This is a genomic window from Nocardia sp. NPDC049737, from assembly GCF_040674755.1.
GTDB lineage: Bacteria > Actinomycetota > Actinomycetes > Mycobacteriales > Mycobacteriaceae > Nocardia.
This window is the reverse complement of record NZ_JBFANH010000001.1, coordinates 332624-346792: the sequence shown is the minus strand read 5'-3', so window position 1 is coordinate 346792 and position 14169 is coordinate 332624. Positions and strand designations below refer to the sequence as shown.

The 14169-nt window shown below is 65.7% G+C and carries 14 protein-coding genes; 6 read left to right on the top strand and 8 right to left on the bottom strand.

Going from position 1 to position 14169, the window contains the following annotated elements; translation table 11 throughout:
• Positions 1–10: 10 nt before the first annotated feature.
• From AB0J47_RS01610 to AB0J47_RS01580, 7 genes are all read right to left on the bottom strand, one after another.
• A complete protein-coding gene (locus AB0J47_RS01610; protein WP_364339261.1) occupies positions 11–751 on the bottom strand; it encodes a 16S rRNA (uracil(1498)-N(3))-methyltransferase in 741 nt (246 codons plus the stop codon).
• 3 nt (positions 752–754) lie between these two features.
• On the bottom strand, positions 755–1909 hold the full coding sequence (dnaJ, locus tag AB0J47_RS01605) for a molecular chaperone DnaJ (protein WP_364339258.1): 1155 nt from the start codon (positions 1907–1909) through the stop codon (positions 755–757).
• A 92-nt stretch (positions 1910–2001) separates the two neighbouring features.
• A complete protein-coding gene (gene hrcA, locus AB0J47_RS01600; protein ID WP_364339256.1) occupies positions 2002–3033 on the bottom strand; it encodes a heat-inducible transcriptional repressor HrcA in 1032 nt (343 codons plus the stop codon).
• A gap of 469 nt (positions 3034–3502) precedes the next feature.
• A complete protein-coding gene (locus AB0J47_RS01595; RefSeq protein WP_364339254.1) occupies positions 3503–4303 on the bottom strand; it encodes an alpha/beta hydrolase in 801 nt (266 codons plus the stop codon).
• A gap of 241 nt (positions 4304–4544) precedes the next feature.
• Positions 4545–4760 (bottom strand): hypothetical protein, encoded by a 216-nt coding sequence (locus AB0J47_RS01590; protein ID WP_364339252.1) that lies wholly within the window; start codon positions 4758–4760, stop codon positions 4545–4547.
• A 157-nt stretch (positions 4761–4917) separates the two neighbouring features.
• Positions 4918–6111, bottom strand: coding sequence for a radical SAM family heme chaperone HemW (gene hemW, locus AB0J47_RS01585; protein WP_364339785.1), 1194 nt, complete (start codon positions 6109–6111; stop codon positions 4918–4920).
• Between the two features lie 53 nt (positions 6112–6164).
• Positions 6165–6554 (bottom strand): SgcJ/EcaC family oxidoreductase, encoded by a 390-nt coding sequence (locus AB0J47_RS01580; protein WP_364339250.1) that lies wholly within the window; start codon positions 6552–6554, stop codon positions 6165–6167.
• A 439-nt stretch (positions 6555–6993) separates the two neighbouring features.
• Here AB0J47_RS01580 and AB0J47_RS01575 point away from each other — a divergent pair, with 439 nt between their 5' ends.
• The 5 genes from AB0J47_RS01575 to AB0J47_RS01555 all read left to right on the top strand — a co-directional run bounded on the left by AB0J47_RS01575 (position 6994) and on the right by AB0J47_RS01555 (position 12812).
• Positions 6994–8805: a nitrite/sulfite reductase gene (locus AB0J47_RS01575; protein WP_364339247.1), complete on the top strand. Its 1812-nt coding sequence runs from the start codon at positions 6994–6996 to the stop codon at positions 8803–8805.
• Positions 8806–8819: 14 nt separating this feature from the next.
• Complete coding sequence (locus AB0J47_RS01570) at positions 8820–9554, top strand: phosphoadenylyl-sulfate reductase (RefSeq protein WP_364339245.1); 735 nt, start codon at positions 8820–8822, stop codon at positions 9552–9554.
• 151 nt (positions 9555–9705) lie between these two features.
• Positions 9706–10635: a sulfate adenylyltransferase subunit CysD gene (gene cysD / locus AB0J47_RS01565; RefSeq protein WP_364339243.1), complete on the top strand. Its 930-nt coding sequence runs from the start codon at positions 9706–9708 to the stop codon at positions 10633–10635.
• A gap of 1 nt (position 10636) precedes the next feature.
• On the top strand, positions 10637–11926 hold the full coding sequence (locus tag AB0J47_RS01560) for a GTP-binding protein (RefSeq protein ID WP_364339241.1): 1290 nt from the start codon (positions 10637–10639) through the stop codon (positions 11924–11926).
• A gap of 106 nt (positions 11927–12032) precedes the next feature.
• Positions 12033–12812 carry a sirohydrochlorin chelatase gene (locus tag AB0J47_RS01555; protein WP_364339783.1) on the top strand — a complete coding sequence of 260 codons (780 nt, stop codon included), beginning with the start codon at positions 12033–12035 and terminating at the stop codon, positions 12810–12812.
• A gap of 209 nt (positions 12813–13021) precedes the next feature.
• Here the strand turns inward: AB0J47_RS01555 and AB0J47_RS01550 are convergent, their stop codons facing one another.
• Positions 13022–13618 carry a PadR family transcriptional regulator gene (locus AB0J47_RS01550; protein WP_364339239.1) on the bottom strand — a complete coding sequence of 199 codons (597 nt, stop codon included), beginning with the start codon at positions 13616–13618 and terminating at the stop codon, positions 13022–13024.
• Between the two features lie 124 nt (positions 13619–13742).
• Between AB0J47_RS01550 and AB0J47_RS01545 the strand changes: the two genes are divergently transcribed.
• On the top strand, positions 13743–14159 hold the full coding sequence (locus AB0J47_RS01545) for a nuclear transport factor 2 family protein (RefSeq protein ID WP_364339236.1): 417 nt from the start codon (positions 13743–13745) through the stop codon (positions 14157–14159).
• Positions 14160–14169 lie beyond the last annotated feature (10 nt).

Below are 14169 nucleotides of genomic sequence, written 5' to 3'. Positions count from 1 at the left end.
CCCCGACCGGCTACCAGCGGGAGGTCAACGCACCCAAGGCGCCGAGGGCGACGGCGGCGGCAGTGGAGGTGCGCAAGACGGTGGGACCGAGCAGGGTTACGTCGGCGCCCGCACCAGCGAAGGCGGTGAGCTCGGAGTCGTCTAGACCGCCTTCTGGGCCGACGATGAGCAGGATTTCGGTGGCCTTATCGAAAGGCAGCTCGACGAAGCGGGCGGTGCCGGATTCGTGTAGTGCCACCGCGATTCCACCCGCGGCGACGACCGCGCGGATCTTGTCGAGCAGGTCGCGGGTGCGGTGCAGGTCTGCGATCTCGGGGATATAGGCACGGCGGGACTGCCGGGCTGCCGTGCGGGCAGCGGCGCGCCATTTCTCAACGGCCTTGCCCGCCTTGGCTTCCCAGTTTGCGATGCAGCGCGCGGCCTGCCACGGGATGATGACATCGGCGCCGGCCTCGGTCATCAGCTCGACGCTCAGCTCCGAACGGTCGGACTTCGGCAGCGCCTGCACGACAGTCACCCGCGGCGTCGCAGGCGCGGCGAGCACCCGGTCGAGCACCTTCAGCTCGAGCCGATCCTTCTGCGCTGCAACGACTTCCGACGCTGCGAGCAGACCGGAACCGTCGGACAGCGTAATCGGCTCGCCGACCCGGATGCGGCGGACCGTCGCGGCATGGCGTCCCTCCGGCCCGTCCAGCACCGCGATGGCACCCGGCTGCGGAATATCGGAAAGATAGAAGACCGTGGCGGCCAACGGCTATCGCCCGCTGAACGACGCTCGCAGCCGGGCGAACAGGCCGCTGTTGTGCTCGGACTGCGCCGACATCACCTCGGCGCGTTCACCGGTGCGCATGCCCTTGTACTTGCGCAACAGATCGGTGGTCTTGGCGTCGAGTTTGGTCGGCACCACGATGTCCAGATGCGCGAGCAGATCACCGCGTGCACCGGAGCGCAGCCGCGGCATGCCGTGGCCGCGCAGCACCGAGATCTCACCCGGCTGGGTGCCCGGCGGAATGGTCAGCTCGGTCGGGCCGTCCAGGATGGTGTCGATGACAACGGTGGTGCCGAGTGCGGCATCCACCATCGGCACCCGGACGGTGCAGTGCAGATCATCGCCGTCGCGAACGAAGACATCGTGCGGCTGCTCGACGATCTCCACATATAGATCGCCCGCGTGCCCACCACCGGGACCGACCTCGCCCTGTGCGGCCAGCCGCACCCGCATGCCATTGGCGACACCGGCCGGAATCGGCGCGGCGATCTCGCGACGCGCCCGCACCCGGCCGTCGCCGCCGCACTTGTGGCACGGATCGGGAATGGTCTCACCCGCACCACGACAGGTCGGACACGGACGCGAGGTCAGCACCTGACCGAGGAACGAACGCTGCACCGACTGGACCTCACCCGCACCACCACAGGTTTCACAGCGCACCGCCTTGGACTTGCCGTTGGTGCCGGCGCCGTGGCAGATATCGCAGAGGATGGCGGTGTCGACGGTCAGGTGTTTGGTCACACCGACCGCGCATTCGGCCAAGCTGAGCCGGGTCCGCAGCAGCGAATCCGCGCCGGGCTGCACCCGGCCGCGCGGCTTGCGCGTCCCGCCGGTGCTGCCGCTCATACCGCCGAAGAAGGCCTCGAAGACGTCGCCGAGCCCACCGAAACCGGCGCCGGAGAAGCCCGCTCCGCCACCACCGGATTCCAACGGGTCGCCGCCCATATCGACGACGCGCCGCTTCTCCGGGTCCGACAGCACCTCGTAGGCGGCCGACACGTCCTTGAACTTGGCCTGCGCCGCCTCGTCGGGGTTGACGTCGGGGTGGAGCTCCCGCGCAAGCTTGCGGTAGGCGCGCTTGATCTCCTGGTCGGTCGCGTTCTTCGCGACGCCGAGCAGTCCGTAGTAGTCCCGTGCCACTTGAGTTCTCTAGTCCTTGGTTTGCAACAGCATTAGTCGGATGCACTCAACTTTATCCGCCGAAGAATCGAGCGTATCAGCGGCGGGGGCCCTCAGCGCTCCGCGAGCACCTCACCGATATAACGGGCAACGGCCGCGACCGATGCGATCGTTCCCGGATAGTCCATTCGGGTCGGACCGAGCACGCCCATACCGCCGAGCACCGCACCCGCAGCACCGTAGCCGGTCGACACCACCGAGGTTCCGCGCATCTGCTCGACCTGCGTCTCCTCGCCGATGCGCACCGTGACGGTACCCGGATGCTGTGCGGCGGCGAGCAGCTTCAGCACTATCACCTGCTCTTCCAATGCCTCGAGCACATCACGTAGCGAACCAGGGAAAACGAAGTCGGCGGCATTGCGGGTCAGATTGGCGGTGCCGCCCAGGACCAACCGCTCCTCCGGATGCTCCACCAGGGTCTCGACGAGCACGGTCGAGACGCGCACCAGCACATCCCTCAGGCGCACCGGCGCCCGCTCGGGCAGTTCGGCGACGGCCGCGGAGGCGTCGGACAGGCGCTTGCCATCCATCGCGCCACCGAGCATGCCCCGCAGTGCGGCGAGGTCCTGGTCATCGATGAGCGCGCCGAGTTCCACCAGACGCTGGTCGACGCGACCGGTATCGGTGATCACGACCAGCAGCAACCGAGCCGGATTCAGCGCGACCACCTCGATGTGGCGGACCGTGGAGGCCGACACCGTCGGATACTGAACGACCGCGACCTGGCGGGTCAGCTGAGCAAGCAGCCGGACACCGCGGCGCAGCACGTCGTCGAGATCGACACCGGACTCCAGGAATTCCATGATCGCCCGGCGCTCGGCCGGCGAAAGCGGCTTCACCTCGGAAATGCGGTCGACGAACTGCCGGTAGCCCTTATCGGTCGGAATGCGACCGGAACTGGTGTGCGGCTGGGTGATGTAGCCCTCAGCCTCCAACACCGCCATATCGTTGCGGACCGTCGCGCTGGATACCCCGAGATTGTGCCGCTCCACCAGGGTCTTCGACCCGATCGGCTCCTTGGTCGAGACATAGTCCGCGACGATCGCACGCAGGACCTCGAAGCGCCGATCTTCGGTGCTCGACATGGGCCCCACCTCCTCGCTCGTACTCGGGTAGGTCGTAACGGTCACGTGCGCACCGTCCGCATCGACCCGAATTCGATGCAGGTTACTTGGTACGTCTGTTTATCCAGTCTAATTGCCTACTCGACAATTGCCCGTTCGCACACCATGGACGCTTGTGACCCAGGTCTCCTCGGGGCCGACTGACGTTGCGCCGGAGCGAGATCCGACCGCTACTCTCGCCGCAGGCAGCGTCACAGGGGGATTCGAAAGCCGCGAACAACCTCCCAAATCACCAGATGGATCGACCGCGCGCCCTCCAAAAGCCTCGGAGGAACGGCGCAGCAACACCTGGTAGCGCTCATGCGTGTGCGCCGAGTCGAATCAAGTGGTCGTGGTCAAGGCGGGGGCGAACCACCATGAGACTCGCCTCGATGGCGGAGCCCAGGAGCGGACGCCGGTGCTGAGCAATCTGCGGACGCTTCCGGAGCCGTCAGCGGGCCGCACTCTCTACTACAGCGGCGACCTCGTTGGGATGGGAGACCAAGGAGGCGTGGGAGGCGCCGATCTCCGACATATGCGCACCCATGCGGTTTGCCATGAAGCGTTGGGAGGCAGGGGGAATTACGCGGTCGTCGGCTGAGACGAGATACCAGCTGGGGGTCGAGGACCAGGAGGGGGCGCCCGAGGGTTCGAGGTTGGCGGATACGGCCAGGGAGTGTTGGTGGGCGATCATGTCGGCGGCTACTTCGGGGGATACGTCTTGGGCGAAGACGGAGTTGAAGTATTCGGGGGCCACGTAGCCGTCGAGGTTCCTGCCTGCCACGCCATTTGGATCGTCGACGAGGCGCACCTGGAGCGCCGGGGGCAGCAACTGACTGCCGGGGAAGCTGATGGGGTTGATTTCGAGGAGTGCGGATTCGCCTTGTACCGGCGCGAAGGCCGCAATGTATACCAGCGCTTGAACTTTCGTGTCGTGGATATTGCTGATGACGAAGCCGCCATACGAATGGCCCACCAGGACAACGGGTCCGGAGACGGTGTCGAGGGTTCGCTGGATGGCCGCGGCGTCGTAGGCAGGGCCGCGCAGCGGATTGTCGGGAACCACCACCTGGTAACCGTGGTCGCGCAGCGTCGCGGCTACGCCGTTCCAACTCGTGGTATCGGCGAAGGCGCCGTGCACGAGCACGATCGTCGGGAAGGGTTCGGCGGTCGCGGGCGCGGCCACGAGCACGGGTGTAAAAGCTGAGATGAGCGCCGCGATGCAGGCGCGGAGAATACGGGTGATATTCATCTGAGTCCTGCCTGTCGGTCGTTGATAGCTGTCGGCTCTTGATGTTGTCACCTTTTGCCGAGCACCAACAGATAACCGGACCGCCAGGTCGGTTACACCGCGTGGGGACGAACGCCCACTACGACCATTCGCGACAGATCATCAGCCGCCCGTATTCGGGCGTGTATCAACGCCCGGGAGCAGCCGTCGCTGCGGAATCTCACCCTACGAGCGACGGCACGCCACCGCGACGGACCCGCAGCTACAGCTCGGACCCGGTTCTTGCCATCTTGCCCGCCAGCGCATCGAGGCCGAGCATGGCGAGTAAGGACTCGCAATCAGCCGCGTCCTGGGAGTGACTGGCGACCGTCCGGGCCGCTATCGCGCACTGCCGCGCAGTTTCGGCCTTCTCCGCTGCCCGCGCCTCGGCGAACTCGCTTTGCTCGGAGATAAGGGTGATGTGTCGTGCCGTTGGCATAGGACTCCTTGGGTTGATCCGCAGCCTACGCGTCTTTACCGATCTGTGATAGCGCAACGGGCAGCGTCCTATCGACGCGGCAGTGAAGTGGGAAGAATTCACTATGCCGCGCCGAGCCGGGCCCGGCGATACACCACGCGCGAAGATCGGAATACGCTCAGGTCAGGAGGTCTCGGACGACGCCGTCGGCGAGTAGGCGGCCACGGTCGGTGAGGACCAGACGGTCAGCGGAGCGAACTGCCAGACCGTCGGCGATGATTCGGGTTGCGGCGGCGGATTCCATTGAGGCCAATTCGTTCAGCGGCAGACCGGTGCGCAGGCGGATGGCGAGCATGACACGTTCGGTGTGCTGCTCGTCAGCGGTGAGGACTTCCCAGCCCGCGGCCGGGAAACCGCCGTGCGCGACGGTATCGGCATAGCGCGCAGGGTGTTTGACGTTCCACCAGCGGACCCCGCCGACGTGACTGTGCGCGCCGGGGCCCGCACCGAGCCAGTCACCGCCGTCCCAGTAGCCGAGGTTGTGCCGACAGCGCGCGGAATCGCCTGCGGCCCAATTGGAGACCTCGTACCAGGTGAGGCCCGCGGCATCGAGACGTGAGTCGATGCGTTCGTAGCGGGCGGCCAGCACATCGTCGTCGGGGGCGGGAAGTTCGCCGCGGCGCACGCGGCGGGCCAGTGCGGTGCCATCCTCGACGATGAGCGAATAGGCCGAGACATGGTCGACGCCCGCGTTCAGCACCGCGTCCAGGCTCGCGTCCAGATCGCTGTCACGTTCGCCCGGCGTGCCGTAGATCAGGTCGAGATTCACATGCTCGAATCCGGCAGCGCGTGCTTCTTTCGCAGCGGCCACCGCCCGGCCCGGCGTATGGGTGCGGTCCAATACCTTCAGCACGTGCTGGGCCGCGGATTGCATGCCGAGCGAGACCCGGGTGAACCCGGCCGCGCGAATGCGTTCGAAGAACTGTGATGAAGTCGACTCCGGATTGGATTCGGTAGTCACCTCGGCATCGGCCGCGAGGGTGAAGTTCGCGCGCACCGAGTCCAATACATCCGCCAAGCCGTCACCACCGAGCAGTGACGGCGTGCCACCGCCGACGAAGATCGTCGCCACCTCGGGCGTGGCGGTCGGCAGCGCAGCGAACCGTTCGGCCGCCGTCGCCAACTCACCGCGCAGCGCCGCGAGCCAGGACTGCGGCGACGCCGAGGTGCCCAGCTCACCCGCGGTATAGGTGTTGAAATCGCAATACCCGCAGCGTGTGGCACAGAACGGCACGTGGATGTAAATCCCGAACGGGCCGCCGCCGAAGTCGCGCAGCACCAGGGCAGGCGCTTCGGTTTCGATCGGGGCGATGGAACTCACCCCTCCAGTGTGACCGCCGCTCCCCTCGACCGTTGCGGGCGGGTTCAGTCGGCGACCACGGTGTTCTGGTTGGCGGTGAGCAGCCAGCGGCCGTCTTCCTTGGCCATGACGTACATCGGCGAACCCTGACCGGACAGCTGACCGTCCCCGTCGAAGTACCGCTGGACCACCTTGACCGCGGCGACGTCCGGCCGGATGAAAAGCACGTGCTCGACCTCGTAGGTCGCGGTACCGTCCCGCATCGCACCCGGCAGCACCCGTGCGGTGAACTCTGCGATGGCCGCGCGGCCGAACAGGCGTTTGCCGCCTCCGGTCGTCCAAATCGCATCCTCGCGGAACAGGCCGACGAATTCGTCGACGAGCTCGTTTTGCTGGGAGTGCTGGATGGTGGCGACAACCTCGCGGATGGCGTCGAGATCGGTATCGGTGCTCATGCCCCAGAGCTTGCTACCTGAACCCAACTCGAGGTCAATCCGAGTGACCCGGTTCACCGGCGACGATCTTGACGAATCATGCGACGCATTCAGGCCGCTAAGTATGACAGCCGTCACAATCAGCTCGCATAGTCCAGGGAATTTCCCTCGATTTCGCGGGAAATATGGCCGCGCGGTCGGAAGGGCCACTCTGACGTGGCACAATAGCCGCATGCGCGGATCTGGAGTACGACTTGTGGCACGTCGCCACGTCGACTACAAGCGCGTCTGCAGTGCCTGCTGTCTGCCCGGTTCCCACCGGTAGCTCAGCGGCGCGCATTCCCGGGTTTGCCCGGTGATCTCCCGATTTCGACGGACATCGGCCCGCTGACACCGCAGGCGTGAGTCAGCCCCTCACGTCTTCAGCACGGATGTACCCCCACCCTGCAGGAGCGACCCCATGACGTCGAGCACCGACGCCGGTCCAACGGATCAGCCCCAGCCGGAATCCCGGCCTGGGCAGCACGCGCGGCCGGTCCGCCCGGCCTCCGAACGACGCGTCCGTCCGGATCGTCCCCGGACCGAGGCAGCGACGGGCCCGCGGGTCCGCACGGGTAAGCCGGTGCGCCGCAAGGCCGAGGGCCAGTGGGCGCTCGGCTACCGCGAGCCGCTGAACCCGAACGAGCAGTCCAAAAAGGACGACAACCCGCTCAATGTCCGGGCCCGGATCGAGAACATTTACTCCAAGCAAGGCTTCGACAGCATCGACAAGGGCGATCTGCGCGGCCGGTTCCGCTGGTGGGGTCTCTACACCCAGCGCGAACAGGGCTACGACGGCACCTGGACCGGTGACGAGAACATCGACATTCTCGAAGCCAGGTACTTCATGATGCGAATCCGCTGCGATGGCGGCGCATTGAATGTCGCGCAACTGAAGACCCTCGGCGGGATCTCCACCGAATTCGCCCGCGACACCGCCGACCTGTCCGATCGCGAGAATGTCCAGTACCACTGGATCGAGGTCGAGAACGTCCCCGAGATCTGGAAGCGGATCGAAGGCGTCGGCCTCGAGACCACCGAGGCGTGCGGCGACTGCCCGCGTGTCGTGCTCGGCTCGCCGCTGGCCGGTGAATCGCTGACCGAGGTCATCGACCCGACCCCCGCGATCGACGAGATCGTGCGCCGCTACATCGGCAAGAAGGAATACTCCAATCTGCCGCGCAAGTTCAAGACCGCAATCTCGGGCCAGCAGGATGTGGTGCACGAGATCAACGATGTCGCGTTCGTCGGGGTGAATCACCCGGAGCACGGCCCGGGGCTGGATCTGTGGGTCGGCGGCGGTCTGTCGACGAATCCGATGCTCGCCCAGCGCGTCGGCGTATGGGTGCCGCTGGAGGAGGTTCCCGATGTGTGGGAGGCCGTCGTCTCGGTCTTCCGCGATTACGGCTACCGCCGCCTGCGCACCAAGGCCCGGTTGAAGTTCCTGATCAAGGACTGGGGCATCGAGAAGTTCCGTCAGGTGCTCGAAGACGAGTACCTGAAGCGCAAGCTGATCGACGGTCCGGCGCCGGAGCAGCCCAAGAAGCCGATCGATCACGTCGGCGTGCAGAAGCTGCGCAACGGGCTCAATGCGATCGGGTTCTCCCCCATCGCGGGCCGGGTTTCGGGCACCGTGCTGACCAAGGTCGCCGAGGCGGCCGAGAAGTACGGTTCGGACCGGATCCGGTTCACCCCGTACCAGAAGCTGATCGTTCTCGATATCGCCGACGATAAGGTCGACGCACTGATCGACGAGCTGGAACCCCTTGGGCTGCAGGCACGTCCGTCGCTGTGGCGCCGGAACCTGATGGCTTGCTCCGGAATCGAATTCTGCAAACTGTCCTTCGCCGAGACCCGCAAGCGATCCCAGGCGCTGGTGCCGGAGTTGGAGGAGCGGCTCGCGGATCTCAATGCGCAGTTGGATGTTCCGGTGACCATCAATATCAACGGCTGCCCGAACTCCTGCGCGCGTGCGCAGGTCGCCGATATCGGCTTCAAGGGTCAGCTGATCGATGACGGCTCCGGGAACCATGTCGAGGGTTTCCAGGTTCATCTCGGTGGCAGCCTCGGCTTCGACAGCGCCTTCGGTCGCAAACTGCGTCAGCACAAGGTGACCACCAACGAGCTCGGTGACTACATCGAACGGGTGGTGCGCAACTTCATCAAGCACCGCGAGGACGGCGAACGGTTCGCCCAGTGGGCCGTTCGTGCCGACGAGGCCGACCTTCGGTGAATGGGAGACCAAGCGTGACAACAGATCAAGTAACGGCGGACCTGCCCGCGAAGCTGTCCGAAGACGAGTTGCGGGCGATCGCCGAAAAAGGCGCGGCCGAACTAGGGCCCGATGCCACCGCACTGGATTTGCTGCGATGGACCGAGGACACCTTCGGCACCGGCTACATCGTCGCCTCGAATATGCAGGACGGCGTCCTGGTTCACCTTGCCGCCCAAGTGCATTCGGGTGTGGATGTGTTGTTCCTGGATACCGGCTACCACTTCGCCGAGACCATCGGCACCCGCGATGCGGTTGAGGCCGTATACGGCGTGAATGTGATCAATGTGCGGCCGGAAAACACTGTGGCCGAACAGGATCAGCTGCTCGGCAAGGATTTGTTCGCGCGTGATGCCGGTGAATGCTGCCGGTTGCGCAAGGTTGTGCCGCTGCAGCGCTCGCTCGGCGGCTACAACGCCTGGGTCACCGGCATCCGCCGCGTGGAAGCCCCGACCCGGGCCAATGCCCCGCTCATCTCGTTCGACGAGGCGTTCGGACTGGTGAAGATCAACCCGATCGCCGCCTGGTCCGATGACGAGATGCAGGCCTATATCGAACAGCACGGCATCCTCGTCAATCCCCTGGTGGAAGAGGGATATCCGTCCATCGGCTGCGCTCCGTGCACACGGAAGCCACAGCCGGGTTCCGATCCGCGAAGCGGCCGCTGGGCCGGCCTCGCCAAGACCGAATGCGGGTTGCACACAGCATGACCGAGTCAGGGCCCGGAGGAGGCAGCCTGCGTAACCACGGAGGGCCCCTCGGGCATGCAGAAATGGGACACAGCATGACCGAGTCAGGGCCCGGAGGAGGCAGCCTGCGTAACCACGTAGGGCCCCTCGGGCATGCAAAGAAGGACACAGCATGACCGAAACCATCAGCGCACGTTCCTTGGGCATCACCGATTTCGACACCCTCGCGGCGTTGGAGTCGGAGTCGATCCACATCTTCCGTGAGGTGGCAGGCGAATTCGAGCGGCCGGTGATCCTGTTCTCCGGCGGTAAGGATTCCACGGTGCTGCTGCACTTGGCGCTCAAGGCCTTCTGGCCCGCGCCGCTGCCCTTCGCGCTGCTGCACGTCGACACCGGGCACAACCTGCCCGAGGTTCTCGAATTCCGCGACAAGATAGTCGAAAAGTATGGCCTGCGACTGCATGTCGCGAAGGTCGAGGACTACCTGGCCGACGGTCGGCTCACCGAGCGCCCGGACGGTATCCGCAATCCGCTGCAGACAGTTCCGCTGCTGGACGCCATCACCGAGCACCGCTTCGACGCGGTCTTCGGCGGTGGTCGTCGCGATGAAGAGCGTTCGCGCGCCAAGGAGCGAATCTTCTCGCTGCGCAACGCCTTCGGGCAGTGGGATCCGAAGCGGCAGCGACCCGAGCTGTGGAATCTGTACAACGGCAAGCACGCTCCCGGCGAGCACGTCCGGGTGTTCCCGCTGAGCAACTGGACCGAACTCGATATCTGGCGCTACATCGCGCGTGAGGATATCGATCTGGCGAGCATCTACTACTCGCATGAGCGTCCGGTCTATCAGCGCGACGGCATGTGGATGACGCCCGGTGTCTGGGGCGGCCCGCGCGACGGCGAGGTACTGGAGACCCGTTCGGTGCGCTACCGCACCGTCGGCGACGGATCATCCACCGGCGCAATTCTTTCCGACGCGACCGATAACGAGGCGATTCTCGCCGAGGTGGCCGCGTCCCGATTGACCGAACGCGGCGCCACCCGCGGCGACGACCGAGTGTCCGAGGCCGCCATGGAAGACCGCAAGAGAGAGGGATATTTCTGATATGTCCGACCTACTGAGGCTGGCCACCGCCGGTTCTGTCGACGACGGTAAGTCCACCCTGGTCGGACGGCTGCTCTACGATACGAAATCCGTACTGGCCGACCAGATCGACGCCGTCACCCGCGCGTCGGTGGACAAAGGTCTTGCCACGCCGGATCTTTCGCTGCTCGTGGACGGGCTGCGCGCGGAACGCGAGCAAGGCATCACCATCGATGTCGCCTACCGCTACTTCGCAACGCCCAAGCGGTCTTTCGTGCTCGCGGATACGCCCGGGCATGTGCAGTACACCCGCAATACCGTCTCCGGCGCGTCCACCGCGCAGCTGGTGATCCTGCTCGTCGACGCGCGCAAGGGCGTCATCGAGCAGACCCGTCGGCATGCCGCGGTACTCGCACTGCTCGGCGTGCCCAAGCTGGTGCTCGCGGTGAACAAGATCGACCTGGTCGATGATCCGGCGACCGTATTCGCCGCGATCTCGGCCGAATTCAATACCCTCACCAGCACACTCGGCTGGGCCAGCGAGGATGTGCTGGAGATTCCGGTCTCCGCGCTGCATGGTGACAATATCGCCTCGCGCTCGGCGAACACCGCTTACTACGACGGGCCTTCGCTGATCGAGCACCTCGAATCGGTGCCGGTGGATGCCGACAGTTCGGGTGAGCATGCGCTCGGCCTGCGCTTCCCGGTGCAGTACGTGATTCGTCCGCGCACCGCCGAATACCCGGACTACCGCGGCTACGCGGGCCAGATCGCGGCGGGCTCGGTTTCGCCGGGCGACGAAATCGTGGTGCTGCCCTCGGGCATTCGCTCCACGGTCGAGCGGGTCGATACCCCCGATGGTGAGCTTGCCGTCGCACAGGTCGGCCGCAGCGTCACGCTGATCCTGGCCGACGATGTGGACATCTCGCGCGGTGACATCATCGCCTCTCCCGCCGATGCGCCGGAGCCGATCGACTCCTTCGACGCGACCGTCTGCTGGCTCGGCGATAAGCCGCTGCGTCCCGGCGCGCGACTGCTGCTCAAGCACGGCACCCGCACCACGCAGGCGATCGTCGGCGCGCTCGTCGAGCGGTTCGACGAGCAGAATCTGACCGCGCAGGCGAGCCCGGAGTCGTTGACGCTCAACGATATCGGCCGCATCTCCGTGCGCGTCGCCGAGCCGATCGCGGCCGACGACTACCGCGTCAACCGGCATACCGGCAGCTTCCTGCTCATCGATCCGGCGGGCGGCAATACCCTCGCGGCCGGTCTGGTCGGTGACGTGCTGACCGCGGTCGAGGTCGGAGTCTGAGGTGAATTCGCCCGGCGGTATCGGCTCGGTGGCGTGGCTGCCGGGCGGGTCCATGTGGGCGGAGCTGGAGCGCCTATCGGGTCACCGGCGCGGACCGAATAGACCGATGTTCGGGCCTGTTCGTGTTAGCCCGATCAGCGGATATGCACACCCAAGACCGGCGCTCATCGCGGTGGCGCACGGCAGTCGGGATCCGCGCTCGCCCGCGACCATGTCGGCGGTCGTCGCCGATATCGCCGCCGCCCGGCCGGATATCGATGTGCGGCTCGCATTCCTCGATCTGAATGCGCCATCGGTCGAGCAGGTCGCGAAGGCCGTTGCTGTGCAAGGACATACGCATGCCGTTGTGGCACCGCTGCTGCTGGGCAGCGCTTATCACGCGCGAGTCGATCTCCCCGGATTGCTCGCCGCTGCCCGCACCGACCACCCACAGCTCGTGCTCACCCAAGCCGATGTTCTCGGACCGGACCCGCGGCTCATCACCACCCTCCGCGACCGCACTTCGGCTGCGCTGGAACCGGCGGGTGGCAGGCGGCCGCTCGGAGTCGTCGTAGCGGCGGTTGGGGCGGCATCGGCGGCGGCGAATGCACGGACCAGCGAGGTTGCGCGACAGCTCGCGAGAATGACCGGCTGGCTTACCGAGATCTGCTTCGCGACCGCCGAACCCTCTGTCACCCAAGCGATTTCGCGTTTGCGCGCCAGGGGTGCCGAAGAGGTGCTGGTGGCGCCGTGGTTCCTCGCGCCGGGGCTGCTCACCGATCGCCTGATGGCCGCTGCGCCCGATGTGATGCATGCGCAGGTCATCGGGCCGGATACGGCGCTTACCGAAATTGTTTGGGACCGTTACGACACCGCGCTCAGCGCTACATTGAGCCTGTCCGCCTGATCTTCGAACGGTCTCGGAGCAGTTCCGTTCGGACAATCACTTCTCGTACGACTCAGCGCCGCACGCTAACCCGCCGCTCCGGCCAGCGATCGCTGAATTCGACATACCCGCACGGGACTGCGCACCCGCGAATTCCGGCACACCGCACGCCGGGCCCCGGCGGAACGCGCCCTGCTCGCCGCGCAGGACCACTGCACCGAATATCTACCTCACCGCGGGGCGATCGCGTCCAGATCGGCCGTCGCGGGTCCCGCAGCAATGCGCCGGTCGATGGCGGCAAGCGCAAACTCTCCCCAGCGAATGTTCTCCTGCTCGAAGGAGATTCCGCGCAATAACGTCAGGTAGGGGCCGATGCGCTCGGCCTCGGCCAGGTACGCCTGCTCGCTGCGTCCGTCGAGTAAGCGGGCGCGTAGGCGATCGTAGCGGGCCAATTTCGCCTTCGACCATGCCAGCTTTTCGGCCACCGCAGCGCGCACGGTCGGCGCGTTGTCGGTGTCCATGCCCTGCACCTTGACCATCAATTCGTCGCGAACGGCGGTCGGCTTGGCGGGCTCGGCGATGAAGGTATGCAACGCGGCGCGCCCGGCCGCGGTAATGGCATGCAGACGCTTGTTCGGGCGACGCTCCTGCTGCACCACCCGAGTCTCGATCAGGCCGTCGGCGGCCATCCGCTCGAGTTCCTTGTACAGCTGCTGGGGCGTCGCCATCCAGAAGTTGGCCACCGAGGCGTCGAAGCCCTTGGCCAGGTCATAGCCGGACGCCTCCCCTTCCAGCAGAGCGGCCAGCACCGCGTCACGTAACGCCATCCGCTCACGTTACCACTTTCGATGATTATTCAAATTATTGTCTAATCAACACTGGACAGCGATTCGCGTACGCCGATACTGTCCGAACTTGATAAGCAAATAATTGACTATGACAGGTGGAGTTATGCATCCCTTCCGCGCAGCCGTGGAGGCCCGCGACGAGACCGCTATCGAGGCACTGCTGGCCGATGACGTGGTCTTCACCAGTCCGGTCGCGTTCAAGCCGTATCCGGGCAAGGCGATCACCGCGGCCATTCTGCGCGCCGTCATCCGCGTCTTCGAGGACTTCCGCTACGTGCGCGAGATCGCCGACGCGAACGGCCGCGACCATGCCTTCGTCTTCGAGGCCACCGTCGACGGCAAGCAGCTCACCGGCTGCGACTTCCTGCATTTCGACGAACACGGCAAGATCGATGACTTCATGGTGATGGTGCGTCCACTGTCGGCCGCGCAGGCGTTGGCCGCGCGGATGGGCGAGCAGTTCGAGCGGATCAAGGCCGAGGCCACCGAGCAACTGCAGCGTGCGGCGACCGAAGCCTGAGCGGCTTCGG

What these genes read in the sequence shown, in the direction of transcription:
- hrcA (WP_364339256.1), bottom strand. Translation starts at nt 3,033, where the DNA reads ATGTCGAGCACCGAAGATCGGCGCTTCGAGGTCCTGCGTGCGATCGTC.
- AB0J47_RS01595 (WP_364339254.1), bottom strand. Translation starts at nt 4,303, where the DNA reads ATGAATATCACCCGTATTCTCCGCGCCTGCATCGCGGCGCTCATCTCA.
- AB0J47_RS01590 (WP_364339252.1), bottom strand. Translation starts at nt 4,760, where the DNA reads ATGCCAACGGCACGACACATCACCCTTATCTCCGAGCAAAGCGAGTTC.
- AB0J47_RS01580 (WP_364339250.1), bottom strand. Translation starts at nt 6,554, where the DNA reads ATGAGCACCGATACCGATCTCGACGCCATCCGCGAGGTTGTCGCCACC.
- AB0J47_RS01575 (WP_364339247.1), top strand. Translation starts at nt 6,994, where the DNA reads ATGACGTCGAGCACCGACGCCGGTCCAACGGATCAGCCCCAGCCGGAA.
- cysD (WP_364339243.1), top strand. Translation starts at nt 9,706, where the DNA reads ATGACCGAAACCATCAGCGCACGTTCCTTGGGCATCACCGATTTCGAC.
- AB0J47_RS01560 (WP_364339241.1), top strand. Translation starts at nt 10,637, where the DNA reads ATGTCCGACCTACTGAGGCTGGCCACCGCCGGTTCTGTCGACGACGGT.
- AB0J47_RS01555 (WP_364339783.1), top strand. Translation starts at nt 12,033, where the DNA reads ATGTTCGGGCCTGTTCGTGTTAGCCCGATCAGCGGATATGCACACCCA.
- AB0J47_RS01550 (WP_364339239.1), bottom strand. Translation starts at nt 13,618, where the DNA reads ATGGCGTTACGTGACGCGGTGCTGGCCGCTCTGCTGGAAGGGGAGGCG.
- AB0J47_RS01545 (WP_364339236.1), top strand. Translation starts at nt 13,743, where the DNA reads ATGCATCCCTTCCGCGCAGCCGTGGAGGCCCGCGACGAGACCGCTATC.